The 21,302-nt window shown below is 65.0% G+C and carries 1 protein-coding gene (only partly in view); it reads left to right on the forward strand.

The window, feature by feature from the left end; genetic code table 11:
• A protein-coding gene (locus C1A30_RS25900) for a hypothetical protein (RefSeq protein ID WP_101951171.1) crosses the window boundary here: on the forward strand, positions 1–21,302 show its 5' portion. The gene runs 10,987 nt beyond the window's last position; 21,302 of the gene's 32,289 nt are visible here — the first part of the coding sequence; it begins with the start codon at positions 1–3; the stop codon falls past the right edge of the window.

Below are 21,302 nucleotides of genomic sequence, written 5' to 3' on the forward strand. Positions count from 1 at the left end.
TTGATCGCCTACAACCTCGGTGTCCGTAAGTGGCTGGAAGGACTAACAGAGCACACCTTTCGCGACGTCGCGCGAGAGACACCGGTCACGCTCAGCGAGGTGCTGCCCCAACAGCACTGGTGGCGGCTATTCATCGACGCCAAGGATCACCAAGACGCCCTCGCCCACTTCCCAGACGACCCTGGCTCGCTCTATGACAATGACGAATCGCGCGGCTTCCGCGACGACATGCAACACGCATACACCGTGCTACTCAACGACCGCGCCGTACTGCGGCGGCGGCTGGACTGGTCGGAATATCAAAGTATGCATGCGCTGGCCACCGCCAACGCCCGGCGCGGCAGGGAGTTTGATTTCGGCCGCAGCGGCGCGCTTTTCACCTTGCACGGCACGGCCCATGCGCCCGGCACCGACCGGTTAGCGACAGACCTCCTCGAGGAAGAACTCGCTGGCCGCCCCCTAATCACCCAAAGTGACCCGTCATCTTTGTCGCGGGAAGCGGCCCGCGACGCCATCGTCACCGCCTTCCCCGACGAGGACGGGTACGTGGCGATCACAACGGTGTATCCGGCCGACCGGCAGCCTGACTTGGTGAATGCGGTGTTCAACCGCTATTACCAGGACATCGATAACGCGTCCAGCGAGGATGATCAGTTGCGGGCCGTCGCGCGGGCGGTGCGCACCCTGCACGTCATGCACTCCTTCCGGGATGGCAACGGGCGCCTCAATGTCTACCTGCTGCTGCCACGGTTACTGCAGTCCAACGGTTTTCGTCCCGTCATCACCCCGGCGATGGAGTCGCTGTTCTCCGGCGGCTTCTCGGTGGATCAGATCGCGACAGCTTTGCGATGGAGCCAGGACCGCGATCTGACCATCGGCCTCGACGACGTGAATGCGCGCAGCTCCTCACTCGATGATGAGCACATCGCCGAAAACCGGAATCTAGGGCCGGTGGACTTGGCCGGCAGCCAGCGGGAAGACGACACTGGGGTTTCACCGGTCGATCACCCGCACCGGCCACGGCCCACCGGTGCGGATTCGGGCGCGTCGGCCATTCGTGGCGATGGCGCTGTTCAGGGGCGGCTGCAGGTGCCCGCCGACGGTTGGTGCTTGTTGTACTCCGTCTTGGTGAGCACACCGCCGCAGCTGTGGCCGCCGGAGGTGTCTTCGGATGCGGGCGCTGCGCATACGGCGATCCTCGAGCAACTCCCCCCGCCGACACGCCTCGATGCCCGAGCCGTCCAGGCGCCGCCGCAAGCTTCGGCGCCGCTGCGTGGGGCCGCCGCGGCACTGCGGAATCTGGTGCGGCAGTGGGTGGCCGCACGCGATCCCGCTGCATTGCCCCGCGATGTCGTCGAGCAGTTCCGCCGCAGCGACTCGCAGATGGCTCAGGTGAATAGGTTCTCGCGCAACGCAGATCGTGATGCGCTGCGGACGCGGCTGACCGAAGCCGGAGTGACCACGGTGCGGGAACCGCACTGGCTGCCCGAACCGCTGATCGCCGCGCTCTACACGAGCGTGCAGGGCGGGCCACCCGCCGAGAACGGTGAGCCCGAGGCCGGCACTGCTCCAAGCACGCGTCAGCAATTCGAGTATCTGCAACACCGCGGGCTCTTGCCGGCATTGGCCGATCTCGACATCGACGACCTGCGCACTGCCGTCCAGGACACTCATGCCCAGCGGCCACTCACCAGCGAAGAGCATCAATCGCTGATCAACGCCATCGACAACTGGCAGTCAGCCAGAGCCGGCTGGAACACCGCCTACGGGGAAATGTTTCCCGGGCTGGTGGCCCACGCCTTGGGCGTACAGCTACACAATGTTGAGCTCGGTGGGATGCGGATCGCCGGCCCCGAGGACGGCCATGTGATTGCGGTGTCCTACAACGGGCGCGATCACTACGACGGCACCGGTGCGTTGGCTTCCCCTGACTCACGGCCCGATTCCGCGACTCCTTCGACCGAGGACGGCGATCGGCGTGACGAACCTGCCGCCGGCGACGGCGCCGGGTCACTCAACACACCGCGCCGCGATCAAGCCAGCAGCGACGACCGAAGTGCCGCAGAAGATTTCGATCCGGCTACTGGGCGCCGCGGATCTCGCGTCGACGAAGCTTCAGGGCTGTCCCGACCTCTCGATACCTCCAGCGGTGAGCCAGCGGAGCAGGCCGGGCCGATGCCGCACCCCGCTCCGGCCGCGTCCCCGCACCGGTCGACCTCGCCCGAGCCCGTCATGCCTGGCGCCTATCCGGACCCCGACACCGATGTGGAGGCCCATGCGCAGGAGCCGGAGTCGATCGCCCGGTTCCCATCCGATTTGGCCGGAATGGCCGAGGTGGCCAGGGTGTCGCGTGAGCGCGTCATCGACGTCGGCACCGTCGCCGCGCTGATCAACAAGCGCCGTTACGGACCGCGCGCCGAGCTTTCCGGCCAGGTGGCCGGCAGCCACGCCGAGGTGGCCGAGGCGTTCACCGACGACGACCTCAATGCCTTCATGCACGCTGCCGGGCTCAGTCAACACGACATCGACAAAATCAAGTCAACGACTTACAAGTCCGGTCTGGTCTACCCGGGGGCAACATTTCCGGGCACCGTTCTGCAATACGTCATGGCCCCTTACATCAGCCTGACCCGCGGGTCGTTCGCGGGGCTGGGGGCCAGCGCGGCGGCAGTATTGACCTCGATCGGCACCGCCGCGATGGCCCAGCCGGCGGTGATCACCCTGTCCGAACAGCTCGCCAAAGGCAACGGCCCGTTCATCGAGGTCGACAAGACCAAGATCAACTATCAGACGCGGTTGTCGCAGGCCTCTGAGGAAGCCAATGCGGCCAGCCAGCACTACGCGGCCACCGCGACAGAGTTCAAGAATTACGCCGACCGTTTTGCGGACATGTCTGCTGATCAACTCCGAGAACGGTTGTTGGCGTTGCCAACTACGGAGCGCGAGCTTCTGCGGCAGCTCAGCACCGCCGTCGTCGAGGCCAGAGCTCGGCTACACGCCAAACAGGAACAGCTCTTCTCCGCGCAGGGCGGACTGCAGCGACAAAAGGAAGGCACCACTCAGCAGCTGCCGGTGCGGGTGCTGCGATCCCCGCTGTCCACGTTATGGGGCCTCTTGTCAGGCGTGTCGCCGCAAGTGGCCGCGGCCACCGGAGCACGCGCCCAGCTTCTGACGTCGACTCAGTTGTATGGATTCGCTGTCCTGCTCAATCTGGCACTTCAGGGGTATGGACACCACTCCGCAGGCGGCGACGAGTACAGCAAGGTCAAGTTCAAGGTCCAGCTCAACATCATGTACGCCGATTTGCTCAACGACATCGGCCACGGGCAGTGGGAGCGAGGGGACGAGATCACCGCCGACGGCATCGACGCCGCCAAGGTCCGCAAATTGTTCTCCTCACCACCCGAAGCGATCGGCAAGGTGGTCCACAAGCTCTACAAACCCCAACTCGACACTGTGGCCGATGCGCAGAAAGACGCCTTACAAACCCAACTCGACCTGCTCGACCATGATCAGTTCGACCAGTTGGACCCCACCCATCCGATCGCCCAGGCGATGCTCGACGCCAGTAGTCCGCGACGATGGCTGGGCCTGGTCGGACGCGAGGCATGGAGCAAATACACAGGACCGGAATTACAAGCCCAGCACGTGCAGCGCTTCAGCCAAACCTTTCACGGCGGGGTGTTCGGGTCAGCAGGATCGGTTCTGCTGCCACGCGGGATAACCGCCCACTTCGGCGGTTCCTCTCACACCCCCAGATACGTGACCGGGATCCTGGCTGGTGTCTCGGCATTCTTCGCCTACATCGGCGCGGCCACCCAATACAAGAGCGCCGTACAGAAGAACAACAACAAAGAAGTCAAGCCGCCCTACAGCGTGCCCCGACAACTGAGCGAAGGCATGCGCGCCGGCGTGCTGCTCATCGAGGAAGACACCGTAGCCAAACGCGTGGGCGAGCTCAGCGCACAAGCCCTCACCGAACACCAGCCCACGGCCCAGCACGCCCGAACCCTGCGCGACGCACTCGACGCCACCGGCCGGCCGGCAGAGCAACCTGGCGTGACCGACCAACCCACGGACCCACAAGCCGCGCAGGACAGCGCTGCTGACGTACCCTCGCGACCTCACTCCGGTCCGCCCGACCCGCGCGCCGGCCTCTCATTTACCCGCCACACCACCGAGGATGGCCTGTCGCCATTGGCGGCCGACGCCCCGCTGACATCCGAGGTGGTGAGCCGCGATGAGTCGATGGTGGGCGGTGAGTCGTCGTCGGTGGCGTCGCTGTCCGGACAGGATCGGTGGGATGCTGCGCCTGAGTGGTTGCAGTGGGGGGCGATCGCGGCGCAGTGGGCAACGGCTGACTCGCCGGGTGAGCTGACGGGGCGTGGCGCGGTCGATCCTGTTGACGGGGCGGGAGCGGAGTCGGGAGGGGTTGCGCCCGTTGCGGATTCCTCGGGATCGTTCAGTGACGATGAGGGCGACGGTATATCCCACCAGCCCGGGGAATCGCTGATAGCTCAATGGCCGGCCGAAGGCGCCTTCCACACTGTGTATAACCACAACATCGACGTGTGGCGTCGGGGTGTCGTCCGGCCTGCGAAAAAGCCTTATTTGAGTGTGGATTTCGAGCCGCGGCAGCGTGTACTGGAAGAAGCGACACCTGAACTGCGGACGATGGCGGGGGATCTGCGCTATGTCATCGACGGTGGTGAGTTTGAAAACGTCGAGGTGCACTTTGAGGGCGGGGGTGCTCGCTGGGGAAGTAGCGCGGGGCGCGATCGCGCGGCCTCAGTGCGCGCGCACCTCATCGCGTTGGTCGATGAAGCCGCCGGGATCACCTGGCATCCTGCGACCAGCCGCGGCACCGGCCGCACGGCTTCGCCTGTGGCTGAAGGTTACTACGGTCCTCAGCAGGTCCTTGTCTGGTGGACGGCCACCCCGAAAGCCCCGACCAACGGCGACAACGCCCCGCAGGTGAGTTTGGCCGTCGAGCAGCCAAATTCAAGTGTCGATGGAGAACAGCTGGACTGGTACGAACTCGACGTTGCTTACCGCACGCTTGCGCACGGCCTGAGCGATTACGTCGAACGGGCACCGGCCGCCGAGGTGTCAGATCGACGGCGCTGGCACCTCACGGTTCATCCCCGCAACGAGCGAGACGAGCTGAGCGGTGAAGCCGTGGAAGAACTGGTGGACGAATACTCTTCCATCGAATTCACTAAGTGGTGGGACATCGTGACGGGTCACGATACGGGCGTCGTTGCCGAGGGCGTCGACGATCACACGCTGCGCCGACTCTTGCAGCCCGCCCAGCGTGACGCCTATCCGGAGATCGACACCTATCTCAACCGCAACGACAAGTCCATTCACGCCGACGTCAACGCCTACCCCATGAAAGAGCCGGTGAGGCACGCCGGCGTCTATCTGGAGTTCTACTCCTCAGCGACTGACGCCTCGGCACCGCGGCGCCGCGAACTCGTGCTGAACACGCTCGCCGCACTGGACGCCGCCGGATATGAGTTACCCCCGAAGCTCGAGGTGGCCCTGTGGCAGTACCACCGCCGAGTCACCGTCACAACGAGGGTCAACGCCAACGGCGAGACGGCACTCGACATTCGGGCGAATGCGGTGGGCGACCGAGTCGGCAGATTCGATCACGCAGTGTTCACGGCGCCCGGACTCCTGGCTGTGACGCCCCTCGTGTTCGGCGGGAGACCGTCGCAGATCGACGGGGTCGCGGCTCGGATCGACACGCGCCCAATCGATTCGATGGTGCACGAGTTGATGCGCTGGCTGCACTATCACCATCGACCCGAGATATACGCCGACCTGTATTCAACAAGGTTCCTTCCTGACGTCAGAGCGACTGTGGGCGCGGTAAGCCGCTACGCCGCCGCGGATCCCTTCGCGTTCGTTGCCGAGTACGGCGCCGCGCGGTACCTCGGACGGACGTTCGAACCGGAGGTCGCCACCCAACTCGACGCGATCTATCAGCGCTTGGGCGGCCCGATGCCGAGCGGCGCGCGTCCCGCACGTCCACAGGTGACATCGGAGGCGAGCCACCACGATGATGATCAGAGTTGGACGAGCGACGGCACGCTCGTGTTGGCAACCGACGACGCCGAACCAGCCGCACACACTTCACCAGATCGGGTCACGCCGTCGGCTCCGCGGACGGACATCGCGGCTGAGTCGCCGATTGAGCTGAGTGGGCGTGGCGATGGTGTCGATGGTGTCGACGCGTTGTCGGGACATGGTGCGCCCGTGGTCGATTCGTCTGAATCGGTGGGGTCTTCGGGTGTGGTGCTTACTGGTGTCGAGTCGCCGTTTGACGCCTGGAATAGTTTTGCCGCCGCCGATCGTGAACGTGCTGAGGATGTGTTGGATCGCGCGTCGCGCCGGTTGGCCGAGGCCGGTGTTGGTGCGCCAGCAGATCAACAAGATTGGGTCAAGCGGGCTTTCGCCGAACTGAGTGCAGATGAGCGTGCTCGCAACGCGGTCGATGTGGCGGTGCTGCTGTCGAACCGGGTGTTGACTGGGCAGTCCTACCCGGGCGGTCACGGGGGTGCTCGGGGCGGGGACCTCGGCGTCGGAACCTCGCGCGACGTCGAAGCGTCCCAGCAATCCGCGCGCGTCGCCACCGAGCTCGCTGGACCGTCCACCGCGATCGAGCAGAGCACCCGAAACCCCGTTGTTCTGCCCGTATCCCACGACGGTGCCGAATCTTCTGCCGACATTTCGGAACCGCGTTCGGCGCACTCAGGTGCCCCGCAGCACGAGACCACCGACGCCCCATCTCCGCCACAGATCATCGTCTTCCCGCCCACGCCCACCGGATCGCCACGGGGCTCGCAGTCCCGCTCGCTGGCTGAAGCGTCGACCGGATCGAGATCGTCGCACGCGACACAAGCCACCACCGTCATCGGACGTGAGGGCCGGCCAGTGCCGGTCTATGAATCCGGCAGACTGGACGACATCGACGAGACGGCCCGTTTTGTCGGCATCCCGCGGGCCGGGCTGCCGCACATGCCGCAGCTGATCGAAACGCTCGAGCACCAATTGGCCAGTCGAGGCCGATCGATGTCGGAGGTGGAAAAAGACCGACTCGTCCAGCGAGTGCTCAGCGACTTTCCCGCGACGCTCGGCCGAACCACAAATGACGCCGAGAGCGGACTGCTGCTGTCGTTCGGCTCGGTCGAGGTACTGATCACCCTCGACCCGACCGAGCCCTACGAGATCGTCGACAATCCCGCCGGCTCGTATCGGGCGAATTCGAATCTGCCGGCTTCAGACGGGTTGTTCGGTGTCATCGAACACATCAACTCCTCGAACCGCACCGGCGCCCACGTCGAGACACGCGGCGGCCAGACCACCGCAACTCGAGGGGCGGTGTCGGCCGGCGTCGGAATCGGTGTAGCACCGCAGGCCCTTCAGGTCGCGCGGGTGGGGGCGGGCATCTCGGGCGTTGCGAACCAATCCAGTCGCGGGTTGTCGCACATCGCCGACGTCGAGCGCGCCAAAGTCGAAGACACCAGAATCGGCGCGCACCTCATCGCCTACCGCAAGACGAATATCGCGGTGAAGGTCCGCGAGCCCGGTCCTCAAGGCGAACCCGCCCCGCGGTGGCGCGACATCGCAGCGACCCGAGTCCCCGAGACAGGAAGCGACGAGCTGCTTCTCTGGCTGCCCTTCCCCTACGTGCAGGCACCGCCGCGAACAACAGTGACCGCGGCCGGTCCAGAGGTCGACCGCAACAAAGCCAAGCTGCCGCGTCATCACCACGCCTCAGGCCTGGGCAACTTGCCGGCACTGTTCGACGAGGTCGTGAGCACCCTGCACGATAAGGGCATCGCGCTCCCCGTCGGGAGTGCGACCCGGCGGGAACTCGCCCAGAAGATCTGGAACCTGCGCACCAACTTGGACGAAGCCGTCAACACACGAAACGGCTACCGGTTCACACTGCATGATCACCTCGGCAATCCGATCGCGTCGATCACAGTGCACAGCACCCGGTTGCACGCGCGAAACGAAATCCAAGTCGGAGCGACGAGCGACAACGTCCACCTCGAAGACGTCCGAACCGCCGTCGATGCCATCAGCGGCAGTCACGGCATCGTCAACTCCACCACGCTGACCGTGCCCAGCCTCGACTTCGGCTTCGCCCCCACGGCGGGCCTCCCGGGGTTCGGGGTGGGTCTCAGCGCCTCCGCTTCTCGCACCACAACCAACACTGACTCGATCTCGGCGGGCCGAGGAGGAGTCGCGGTGTCCGTACCGCGGTTCTCGGGCCTGACCGCTGCTTACAAGATGGAGTTCGACCATCACGCCACCGTCAGCGTGCGCGGTGACCTCGGACCTCAGCGCCGGACCGCAACGGTGCGGGGTGGCGCCCTGGTGCGGATGCCCGTGAAGGAAGCGCTCGCCCACGGATTCGCGGTGGACGAGGGCGCGCTGTCAGAGCGGCCGGCGAGCCATCGTGTCGCCTACCGCACCGACTTGGTGAAGGGTTCCGGGCGGCGCCCCCAGGATCCGGTCGACAAACCCGTACCCGTTCATCTCACCGAGGGCAGGGGAATCGGCACCGGTCTGGTGCGGGTCGCCGACGATACGGTCGAGACGATTCGTTCCGCAATCGAGGCCGAGGTCGCCAAACACGGCTTCATCCCGGCCAATCCCGAGCAGCCGTTCGCCGGACACCACTGGTACAGCCACGGCAACCTGGCGCGCAGTCAACTCGACAACCGCGATCTGCTGGACAAGTTCGTCTCGGCACCAGGGATTGAGGCACACTACGACCAGATACATCAGGACGGGTTGTCGTTCACCCTCCGCCGGCGGCGTGGTATCGCCGGCGCCGACCTCGACGTCGATTCGGCACGGATAACGATCCGCGCCAGCGGCTCGCGCTCGACTCCGCCGCGTTATCGACGGACCACCGACGAATACCACTCGGTGAACCTGTCCATCGCCAGCGACTCAGCCGGCGAAGCGACTGGCCATTCACGCAGTCTCGCAATTGGTTTCGCGTTCCGCGGCTTGCGCGACATCGTGCGGGCCGCAGCAACGGGAGCGACACTGCGCCGGACGGTCGGTGCCGCCGACGCGGTGACGTTCGTCAACAATCGAACCGATCTGCACGAATACCTCGGCGACGTCGACGAATGGGAAGTGACAAGCGACTACGAGATTCGGATCGAATACCAGCACTCGGGGTGGCGCGGCCGGCTAGCGGCCGGGGCACGAGACCCGCAGCCGATCGCGCTGCGGGGACAGACGGCGATCGCACATCTGCTGCCGCTGGGCACCGAGAACGGCCCTACCATCAACGGTCCCGCGCCAGCAGGGCTGTTCGACCAAGCAACCGTCTACTATCTCGACACCAGCGGTCTGCGCGCGGCAGCCGGCGAGATGCTGGCCGACCTGACCGGCCCGTCGGGGGCCGCGGACCAACACATCACCACGTTCACCAACGCCATCGAAGTCCGCGCCCATCTGCGTGAAATCACCGTGGCATCGCACAACCCGAATGGTCGCGGCACCGCAGCGGCTCCCACGGACAGCGGCGAGTACACCACCGACCAGTTCTTCGAGACCGGCTTCCTGCGTGACACCCTGGCCGCCTTGAACATCACCGGCGAACTGCACGACGTCACGTTCGCCGGTGCCACCTCCCAACGGTTCATCACCGGCGATTTCAAGCAGTTTCAATCACAAAGCGTATTGACCGACACCAACACCGTCGGCCTGACCTGGAATCAACTCGACGTGTCCGCGGGCGATGCGGTCGACGACGTCGCACTCACGGGCGAATCCAGTCTCACCCGCAGCTGGGCACGCAACGCGTCCAACTCGAGCGGACGGATCGGCAGCAAGCAGCTGATCCAGCTCGACCTGGGCAACACCTATTCGTTCTCCGGCTCCATGCACTTCGACGTACGCGCCCGACAAGAGCTACGAGGAAAGCTCCTGCCGACCTCCAGTACGCACGGCCACGTCGAGGTCAAAGGGCGAAAAGTGCTCTTCCTGCTCGGAGAACCTGAAGCCCTGCAAAGATATTCGCGCGCGCAGGTGCCGATTTCGGATACACAGCTCGCTGATGCCATGACCCGGTGGCACCAAGGCGGACTGACATTGACCGATGACGTGGTCATAGACGTCCTGGTTCGGTGGAATAACGACCTGCTGGCCCGCGGGGGACAGCAGCAATACATCGACATCGTCAAACGCCTCACCAGCACCCTGCTCGCAGAGCGCCACCCGGACCTGCAGGAGGATCGACGACTCAGCCTGATCGGCACCCTGCCCACCGCCGGCCGGGTAGCACCCCAACGTGACCCTGAGGGCCGATTCGACATTCCGCGAGATCTGTTCCGATACGCCTACGGCACGGACACCGACTACCTGCTCAGCAATGAGCGGCTCGCCGAGGCAATGACGAGCTGGAACAGCGGTGCGCTGCGGCTGAGCGGTGACGTGGTCGCGGCGATCCTGTTCCGTTGGACCAATGAGACGCGCGACCTGCCCGAACATCTCGGAGTCGATCGCAGCGCGTTGGCCGACGTGCTCTACGACCTGCATTCCAGCGGGGCACTGCCCATCCAGCAGCTCGAACAGTGGCAGAACTTCAACGCCAGATTCGGCAGGAACGCGCCAGCCGAACCCGATTCGCTGACCGACGATTTGATCGACTATGCCGACGGGAAGATCGCTCTCAGCAACGCGCAGCTGTCGGAGCTGCTGACTCAATGGCGCAACCACGAACGCGCCTTCCCGCGGGACGTTGTCACCAAAGCGGTGAACCGTTGGCGCGCCGAGGTTCCCGAGCTGCCGCCCGGGTTCGAACTAGATCGCGAACACGTAGCCGCCCTGGCGAGCCGTCGGCCCCTGCCGGCGCCGAGAACGCCGTCAGTGCAGAGGGAGTTGCCCGAGTACTTCACCCGCCGGGACCCCGGAGGGCGCATCCTCGGGCAGAGCGGCATCCGAAGCTACAGCCACGACAGCGGTAGATCCACCTACGACATCGTCAGAACCCAGATCGACAAAGTGGCACCGGGAATGCTCACGGCCACTACGCAATTCTGGTCCAGCGACGGCGACGTCATCGGCCGCGTCCAAGGCGGAGTCGACGGGTTAGAAGCGCTGTTCGCCAAGGGTCGAGCACTGGCGATGTACGAAGACTTGTTGTCCCCCAATGGTTTCGAGTTCTATCTCGTCAATCCGGTCGGCTGGCTGCTCACAGACGTCGTCAAAGTACATCTGTCCGCGGTGTTGACCTCGGCCCCCCGCATCGGTGAGTTCGTGCCCAACACCGGCCGCGAGATCTTCGGGCACGCCATTTACTCCGACGAGACCGCCCGCTCGCGAGACGCAGCACAGACGGCCACTCTGGGTAGGTTCACCGTCGGCGGTCAGTCCAGCTTGACGGCATCAGGCGCGGTCGGGGCACGCAGCGGGGAGGGGCACCATCGCGGCACCACGCACGCGGATTCCGGCTTCAGTTCCCAAGCAGTGTATGACTTCTCAGGACATTACCCAGTCGAGTTCAGCGACGAGCTCACCGTCGAGGTGAAGCGCCTGAAAATGGCGGGTCGGCCACTCAACAACCTGCTGCTCGAGTCATTCAGCGATTCCAGCGGCCACGCCAGGACCGCACTTGCCATCGAACCCGGCACCTTGCAGTTGCAGGTGCCGCGTGCCATCGCCGAAGCCGGTCAGCTGCGCGGGCCCTCCGCGCGAACGGATTTCGTTGCGTTGCCCAAACTGCCCGGCGACAGCTACATCGCGGGGACACTCCTCGACGACACGCTGCCGATCGCACGCAAGTTGCTGTCCCAGATGTTCGCCCCGAGGCTCGTTGACCGGTTGTTCGGCGAGACGGTTGCCGACCCGCATACGCGCTCGAGTCTGTCCCTGCCGGTACTGCTGTCCCGCACCCACCTCAGCGCGCATCTGCCCACCGCCACCGGTGGCGGTAGATATCAACTGGCCAAGGGCGCCATCATCCCCGGCGATTCCAGCCGACGCGCCGACATCTACCTGGAAGGCGATCTGCACGACATCGAGGTGATCGCCGCGATGAAGGAGGGCACGGGCACCGGCCGCCTCAACAGGCACCAGAACGCCACCACCACGTTCTCTGCCACCGACGCGATCCGACTGGCCGGTGACGTCGCCGCCGACACCTCGATGACCTTCGGTAGCCACCTTCCTGCGAACGCCTGGGACGTTGCGCCATCTGCAAGCCGGCTCACCACAGCGCGTCAGACCGGCTCCGTCGGCGAAAACCACCGCCGAGATCAACACGTCAAGAAACAGGGCCCGGTACATCTCGTAAGGCTGAGCTTCCGCGGGTGGCTGGTGGGCGAGAGGTTCGACCATGGGATGTTCCGCGCGCCGCGGTCAACGGGCCGCTTCCGCAGCGATCCCATCACCGGCGACGTCTACGCAGAACTTTTCGAAGCTGAGATCGCCGAGCTGCGAGCCGAGCTTGACCGAGCGCCAGCGCCATCAGGGCCAGGATTGACCGCCGACTCGTGGCCGGCGATGGGCAGCGCCGCGCAGTTCGATCTGACCGCGATGCTTCTCGAAGCGGCCCGCGAGCAGTTCGACCCCATGCGAGCTCACCAGAGCGTGCGCCGCCAGATCGCCGCGCGGCTGGGCGCCGATCGGCGCGTCGTCATCACCGTCGACGAAGCCCCTCTGGCCCAAACACTGCACAGCACGGTGGCGCGCTGGGCCGAACAGACCATGCGTGCCGACCTAGTGGCCTTACGCGAATCCGATCCGAACACGTCGACCCCTGCGGCGCTGCGTCGGCTCGGGGAGCGACTCGACTTCGGATTGCAAACCAGTTTGGAGTCGGTCCAGAGCGACATCACCGACCTCATCCGTGATGTCAACGCCATTCACGCACAGCGTCCGGACAACCTGCACGGCGCTCCCGCGCAGTTGCCCGACCTGGTGCCGATGTTGTCGACCGATCCGATCGCCATCGGCCGGGAAGTCGCCCACGGGCTGGACACGTTCGTGCGCATCGACATCCGACAACTCGACGGCACGCTGAGGCAGACTTGGATTGATTCGGCAGGAAGAGTCCACGCCTTCGACCCGACCGCGCTGTGGGACGACCCCGCCGACGGACGCTTGCACGTCTTGGTCAATGGCCGCCACGGGCCGGTAGACGGCGCGTTCACCGCGGATGTAGCCCACCGCAGGGGGCTGTTGACCGACCAGCAACGCGACGACGTCGAACGTTTTGGTGTGGCCGATGCCGAGCTGGGACAGCTCTACCGAGAATCCACAGCATCCGGCGAGGCGTTCGACAACGCAGTGGCCAACAGAATCGCGGTGCTTGGTCGCGAAGCAGAAGTCTTACAGCAGAGGGTGTCTGATGACGCCGACGATGCCGGTAGACCAGATGTCGCTGAGAACGACGACGAACTCAGGCAGCTGTCGCAGCTCAGTGAATCGGTGGTTGGGGATGACTCGTCGTCGGTGGCCTCGTTGCCTGGGCAGGATCGGTGGGATGCCGCGCCCGAGTGGCTGCGGTGGGGGGCGATCGCGGCTCAGTGGGCGGCGGCTGAGTCGCCGGTTGAGCTGAGTGGGCGTGGCGATGGTGTCGATGGTGTCGACGCGTTGTCGGGACATGGTGCGCCGGTTGTGGATTCGTCTGAATCGGTGGGGTCTTCGGGTGTGGTGCTTACTGGTGTGGAGTCGCCGTTTGACGCCTGGAATGGGTTTGCCGCCGCCGATCGTGAGCGTGCTGAGGATGTGTTGGATCGCGCGTCGCGCCGGTTGGCCGAGGCCGGTGTTGGTGCGCCAGCAGATCAACGGGATTGGGTCAAGCGGGCTTTCGCCGAACTCAGTGCAGATGAGCGTGCTCGCAACGCGGTCGATGTGGCGGTGCTGCTGTCTAACCGGGTGTTGACTGGGCAGTCCTACCCGGGCGGTCACGGGGGTGCTCCGAGCGGTGTCGATCAGTCGCCGTCGAATGCCGATGGAGGTCGGTTGGGGCGGTTGGCGCCCGGCGGGGATGAGCAGTGGGCGCGTTGGCTGGATGCCGCCGGCGAGGGTCGGTCGGAGAATTCTTCGGGCAAGTCGCGGGAAGGGGCGCCGGCCGATCGCCGACAGGCCTGGGCCAACTACGTCGAGGCCTTCAACGCCCGCCAGGACGCCATCAGCGACCGATCGTCGGCGACCCGGGTGGCGGCCGCTGACCATCGGTTGACCGTCGCCCACGACGATCTCGTGCGGCGGGGACTCAACCCACCAGAACTGGTGGCCGAATACCGGCGCCGGCTCGACACCGAGGACCACACCACCGAAGGCTCGACCTCGGCCCGGCGTGATCCCGCGCGCCCGTTGCTGCCCAGCGGGCACACCGCGCAATCGCTGGCCGCTCGGTATCCGGCGTTGACCGTGATGGATTCCGCTGTCGACGAGGAGCACTCGGAACGCGAGGTCCGCGTGCCGGAAACCAACCCGGTGAAAGCTGCGATCGCGTTCGTGTTATCTCAGCGGGAGGAGCGGCGGTTCGCGGCGCCGTCGAGTCCCGACTTGCCGGGCTCCGACCTGCTGAACCTCCATCGGCAGTTGTTGGGATTGGGTGAGTTCGAGAGTTGGGGCGTGGTCATTCCCGACTTCGACGCGGCGGCTACGTCGTTGGCAGCGACGGGTCCCGGTGCGATGGCGCTGATTGTGACGCGTGGTGACGCAGATGAGATCAACCACGTGTTCGTCGGTTTGGTCGACGAATACGGCGTGAGTTTTGTGGACCCCGAGCGGGGGCAGTTGGCCGTTGACCCTGTCGATGTGACTGCGGCAGTGATGTTGCCGATGACCCCGCATATGCGGATGCCCGAGACAGGACGGTGGTTGACTGCCGAAGAGACCCGCGTTGCCACCTACCCGCGTACCGACGCGACCGTCAGCGATGTCGCCGGCTGGCTCGAGGATCTCCGATCGGTTCAGACGCCGAACTCACTGGCGAACGAAGCCGGGGATGCGGTGGATTCGTGGCGCGGGGCGCCGCTGACGGTGGCGCTCTTCAACCGCCTGTCGGGCATCCCCGACGCCGGCCTTCGGGGACCTGCCAACGTGCCCGGGGAATCGGAGCGCTCTATCGAGTTCGACTTGGTTGCAATTGATTCCGCGGACGCGGTGGCACGCGCTCTCGAGGAAGAGGGAGCGGGTGCTCATGCGGTCGTGTTGACGCGCCACGCTGACGGCACCGAGCAGGTGTTCAATGCATTCAACGATGGTCACAGCGTGTATGCGGTCAACGGGCAAACGGCCGATCTGATGCCCTGGTCGACGATCGCGTCGGCCAGCAAGCCAGAACAGCTTTGGAAGATCGGCACTCCGGATCCGGATGCCCGACCGCCCATTGGGCGGTTCGTCGTACGCGAGGAGATCGACGAGGACGATTCTCGGTGGGACTTCCTGACGCGGTACACGCGCGGCGTCGACGGGCTGGTCTCGGATGAGGCAGTGCTGGCATACCTCAAAGAGGCCTACTCGAGCTGGGAATCGATACGTCATGCCTGGCACACCGGCGCCGGGGTGGACGTGGTCGACGCCCTCGACGAGGGGGAGATGCGCCTGTTGGTGGATCGGTACCCCGAAGTGAGAACCTATCTCAGCCAGCGAGAAGCCGGGGCGGGGTCGGACTACGCCCGCGATCACCAAGTCCAGGTCGATAGGCTCGTGCACGAGTCGGGCGCGCACCTGCGGATCCACTCCTCGGCGCGCGATCCGCTGGCCGCTGAACGGCTGGAACTGGTGTCGCTCGCCTTGAACCGGTTGGCGCAGGCCGACTATGACGTTCGCGGCGAACTCATCGTGGATCTGCCTCGCTATCACCGCCAGCTGTTAGTAGGTCGGGGGAGGGACGGGGGCAGTGCCGACGTCCTTGCAAGACCGTTGGCCTTCGGCCGCCTCGAGCGGCATCCGATCCAGTTCATCCCCCCGAATATCCTCATCGTCACGCCCGGCAGCCTCGTGCCGCGCGCGGATACCGGGGATGGGGATCGGAATCCACTGAGCGACGTCGTGCGCGAACTGCTTCAGTGGTTGCATTACTCTGCTCAGCCGCGGCGTTATCTCGATCTCGAATCGGCCCACATTCGACCCGAGCTTCGGGATGCGGTGTTGCGGGTCAACCATGCGGCAGGCGAGAGTGCCCGCTCGTTCATATCGGAGTATGGGCTTGCGCGGCTGGTGGGCCGCGTCTTCGATGATGAGCTCAACCACGTACTCGACGGACTTTTCTGGGTGTTCGGTGGCCCGGAGCCGCGCAGGCACCTACATGGTCCGAGGCCGCCGGAGCTGATTGCTGCCGAGCGGGACGCCGCGGTGCAGGCAATAAGTGGGATCCCGTTCTGGTCGGGCGTCGGCTCAGCGGAAACCGCAGACGTCGCAGCCGAACTGCACCAGATCAACCGGTGGCGCCCGACCATGACCGATCGTATTGACGCCATCATCAGACGGTTCGAGGAAGGTGATGAGGCACTTTACGATGCGCGGAAATATCTGGTTCGCAGAGGCGAGAAAGCCGGTATCGACGCCCTGATCTCCGATCCTTCGGCGAGCGCGGCTTTTCCGCTTCGTCATGCCGACGGGACGCTCTCAGACGCGGCGTTGGCCCGGGCGGTCCAGGAGGATCAACAAACTTTCAATGCCTGGCTCGAGCGAATCAGAACGGAGGCGGGTGTTGACGCAGATGTCGGGGACGCCGCCATCTGGTGGTCATTGGAACGCGATCGAGTCCTCGGATGGGGTTACCCGGAGCTGTGGTCCTATGTGCGGCGATCCACCCAGCCCAACGCCGTCACGGTGTTCAGCGACCGCAACGCCGCTGCCCCCGATGAGGTGATCGAAGAGTTCAGAGGCGTGCGAATGCGCGTTCTGGCCTGGTCGCCGGATGGGATCTCAGCTGAGCGGCTGCGCCTGGTCAGGCAGGCGTTGGATGTCGTGGCTGACGCGGGGTACCGACTTCCGAGCGATCTGGAGATACATCTGCCCAAGTACGACCGACACGTGCAGGTGACGCCCACAGAGGGCACACCGGAATTCAATGCGTCCGAGATCCCGCGGCCCAGCCATGCCCCGACCATTCACCATGGGGAGTCGAGTGCCTTCGCGATGCCGCAATCGCTGATGGTCTCCCCTTCCCATGCACGCGGCAATACGAACCCGCTGCGGGACGTTCTGCACCAGCTCATCCACTGGCTGCACTTCGCGCAGCAGCCGCATCGATTCGTGGAACTTCTCACGACGAAGTTCACCAAGGCGGGGGACGAGGTGGCGAAGCTACTCCATGCTGACGCGGCGAGTAGCCCGGTGGAATTCGTGGCCGCCTACGGGGTCGCTCGACTACTGAGGCGGGTCGACGCTTCGCCGCACACCGAACCCGCGCGGATGTATCGCGCACTGGCAGGTCCAGTTCCCGGGCGCCCCGTCGTCGCGGTGAGCGCTGCGCCTGCCGCCGGCGGCGCACGTGACGAAGACGCTTCGGGCGTCGACGATCGGCGGGATGGACAGGCTGGACACGCTGTTCAATACGGTGCTCAAGGCGAGATTGCCGACCATGACGACGCGGTGACGAAACCCCGATTCCGCACCGACCGGACCTGGAACGTGGCGCGTGCCGGGATCACCCGCGATGGCGCGGACTTCACGCCGGGCCGTGTGGAGACGGCGCCACGCACATCTGAACCCGCCACCAGCCGGCAAGCCAGGGACAACGCCGATTCGGGCACACCGGCCCCGGTGAGGCAGGACCCGCTCGGCTCGCCACAGCGCAGAAGCCCAGACGAGCAGCCCATCGTCGCCGACCGCGGCGAACCCGACACGGCGGCGGCAGCGGTTGATCCCGTCGAAGAGTCGCCCGCCCACGCCGACAACCGGGGTGTTGCCGAAGGCCTCGCATCGACGTCGGGTTCGGATCCTGCCGTGTCCGTCGCGCAGGATCTGCCCCGAACCGAGCACACCGTGGACCAGATCAGAACGTGGCTGGCCGACATCAACGGTGTTTTCGGCGCGGACCCCGAGCCCGATCATCTTGCAGCTCGTGCCGTCAATTGCGGGCAAACGTCATTGGCGGTCTTCGATCGACTGGACGACCGCCCGAGTTTCGCTCGTGCGGGACTGGATTCGATGAGCGCGGCGCAGTTGGGCCAAGCGGTGGGTATGGCCCGGGCGAGTCTGTCACCACGAGCCATCGAGCAGCTGGTGCGCGGACAGGGCCCTGGGGCGCACACGGTGGTGGCTGCCGTGCTCACCGGCGGTGACGATCACTCACCGAGGGTCGGCCACAGCTTCAACATGATGTTCGACGGAGTCCGGTTGTGGGCCCTCGACGGCCAGACAGGGTACGTCGGGCCGTGGCGCTCAGAGCGGCCTGCCGAACATCTCGGCCCACGGTTCGACGTCGATGGCGTCGACTGGCAGGTGTACGCCCCGACACCGCTGCTGTCGGCCAACGAAGTGGCGGCCGTCGCCGACGATGTGCCCTTGGCTGCCAGTCATAACCTCGTACCGATGCCTCCGTCCTCGGAGCCCGTCACCGAAGACATCCCAAGGGAGAGCACCTCGTTCGGCTTCGAAGAGGCGAACCGCACTACTGAGTCGGTCACGCCAGCTGTGGTCGAGGGTGAGCCTCACCGCGACATCGTCGAAGACCAGGCTCTCACCGGCGTCCACGCCGACGAGGCCACACACCTGCACGGTTTGCAATTCGATATCGCGCCCATCCCAGCCATTACCGTCACCGCATCAGACGAGCGCCCACCGCACGTGCGGTCAGACGTTGTCACAACAGTCGACCCGACCGCCGTAGGAGCGGCACTCGGCCACGGCCGTCTCCAGCTAGATGAGCAGGCGTCGCACGTGGGGCTTGTTCGCGGCGAGCGAGACGACGTTTTCGACCCCGTTACTTCGGTGGATTTGAGGTCAGATGCCACACCGCATCCCGACGATCAAATCCCAGCCGCGGAAGAGCATTCGCCGTCCGGACGTGTCGAGCACCGTCCGCGACAGGGAACAGAAGGCGTCGACGATGCCCGCCAATCGCATCTCGATCCCCAGAGTGATCGAGCCGACCCGATCCTGCTCCGCGAACGGTTGGAAGACCGCTTGGCCGCGGTCATCCCGCCAGGCCGAGCAAGTGCGTTGGACTGCGTGGTACGTCTGGACATGCTTCGCGGGGCGTTGTACGGGGCAGCGGACACACATGATGGCCCGTGGCTGCTCGGGGCGGGGGGAGCAGTTGTGCGTGACGATTTTTCTCTGGGTGGCCGACGCGAGCAGGACGCTCTCGCAGCGGCTCTCGGGGGCGCTTGGCAGCCGGTACACCACAGCTTCGTCACGGTTACCAAAAAACTCAGAGACCTCGGCGACGGATCGACTGCGTTCATCTTGACGTCGCCAGGCACTGACGCGCGACGGCGCCACGCTCTGGCGCTGCGCAACGAGGAAGGTGCGCTCTTCTGGATCGAGACGCAGAACGACCGGGGCGAGAGAGTGCGTCCTCAGCACGAGGTCCCACTGCTGCATACCACCGATGCCCGGGTTATCGTCACCGACCACACAGGGGTGTCGGTTGCGTTGGACGACAACATGGCGGCGCCGAGTAGCGGGATCAACGCAGTGCTGGACCCAGCGCGCAGACTTCGCTATGAGCGCGGCGGTCTCGAGATCGAAACCGGCTTCGTAATCGAGGATCTCGCACCTTTGACCGCAGCGGAAGTCGGTAACCGCCCTATTGTCACGGGTCCGCATTTCAAGCTTGTCCTCGACCGCGCCGTGGTCGCCGGCGAACGACGTTCCATCTTGGAATTGGTTTCAGTTCCCGCTGCGATGCGTGTCACCGAGACAGTCAGCACACCGGCCGGTTCCCGACCCAGAACAGTCGCGATCGATGAGGTCTTCGGCGACTTGAAATGGGCTCTGCGACAACTGGAAGAGGCGCACGACGGGGCCACACTCGACGAGATATTCTCCCCATCCGCAGAGTCCAAGCAGTTGACGGTCAACCCCAACTTCGCGCATTGGAAGGTGTCCAACCTCAGCCCCCGCCTGAGGAGCACCCACTACACGGCAGGTGTGCCGATGGCCGGGATGTATGAATTCTTGCAGTTCGTCGCAAAGCGTTCGTGGCTTCCCGCCGCGTCCCCAGCCTTGCGTCATCTGCGAAGCGCCCTGCGTTTTGGTGATCAGGTGACCGCGGCCTATGCCGGCCTGCCCGAATCCACGATCGACGGGATCGCGCGCCACGACCTCGAAATCGCGCAGCTGCGCGGGTTCTCGGCTGCCGTTTACACCCAGCTAGCCGCTTTCCTGAACTTCTACGCCGTCAGACCATCAGGGCAGTTGTCGAAGAATTTCACCGTGATCGCCTTACGCACCTCACTCGCGGGCCTGAATGGATCACTTGCCCGCGCGGCAATCAAGTGGCTCCATGAGCGATCCGATGTCGTCGAGGAGCTGATGACGACACGGTTCACCGAAGACAACCCCCACATAGCAGCGGCGGCGTCCGCCAAATTCGCAACCCTGCTCGACGTGGCCGACGCCGGAAAGTACAACGCACGCGATTACCTGCATACCGCCATCAAGCTCGATCCGCGCGTCTTCGTGACCCAGTTCACGGCGCTTGGAATAGGGACCGATTTCATCACAATGGACGGTGATCTCGCCGTAGCCGAGTTACGCGGCCACGGCAAGAAAAACACGCCGACAATGGACGACATAGAAGGTTATTACGCCGAGATCACAGACACTGTCCGCGAAATCGACACAGACCTGGAGCGCAGGAAAGATCTGTACGGACAGCGAAGTGGATTGGTCGATGAACGCCTGCGCCTGACGTTCTGGACCGACTTCGACACGGTCAGTGAAGTCCACACCGCCCTACTCACCGGATACGCCTCCTATGTCGGCGAACAGGCAGCTCGTCATCTCGCAGGTGGCGGCCGCGGCATCGTGGTACACAGCCGAGGTTCCGCTGGATACGGCTCGCAGGATTCGCCGTTGGGGGCCGTCGCGGACCGCACCCGCGAAGCTCTTTCCGTCGTGCAGCGCGAAACGAGTCGACAACTCCGCGAACGCGGCTTGCCCGAGGATGCAGTGACCTTCGCCGATCCCGAGCCCAACGATGATGCGCATCGGCATGACGACGTCGACGCCACCCACCAGGTTGGTGCGGAGACTGTGGCGCTGCCTGAATCGCGGGACGAAAACTGGGGGCCACAGCCCGCAGTCGAGATGTGGATCGATCGAATCGCTTCACTTCAGGCCGCTAC

It is taken from the genome of Mycobacterium sp. 3519A (assembly GCF_900240945.1).
Lineage (GTDB): Bacteria > Actinomycetota > Actinomycetes > Mycobacteriales > Mycobacteriaceae > Mycobacterium.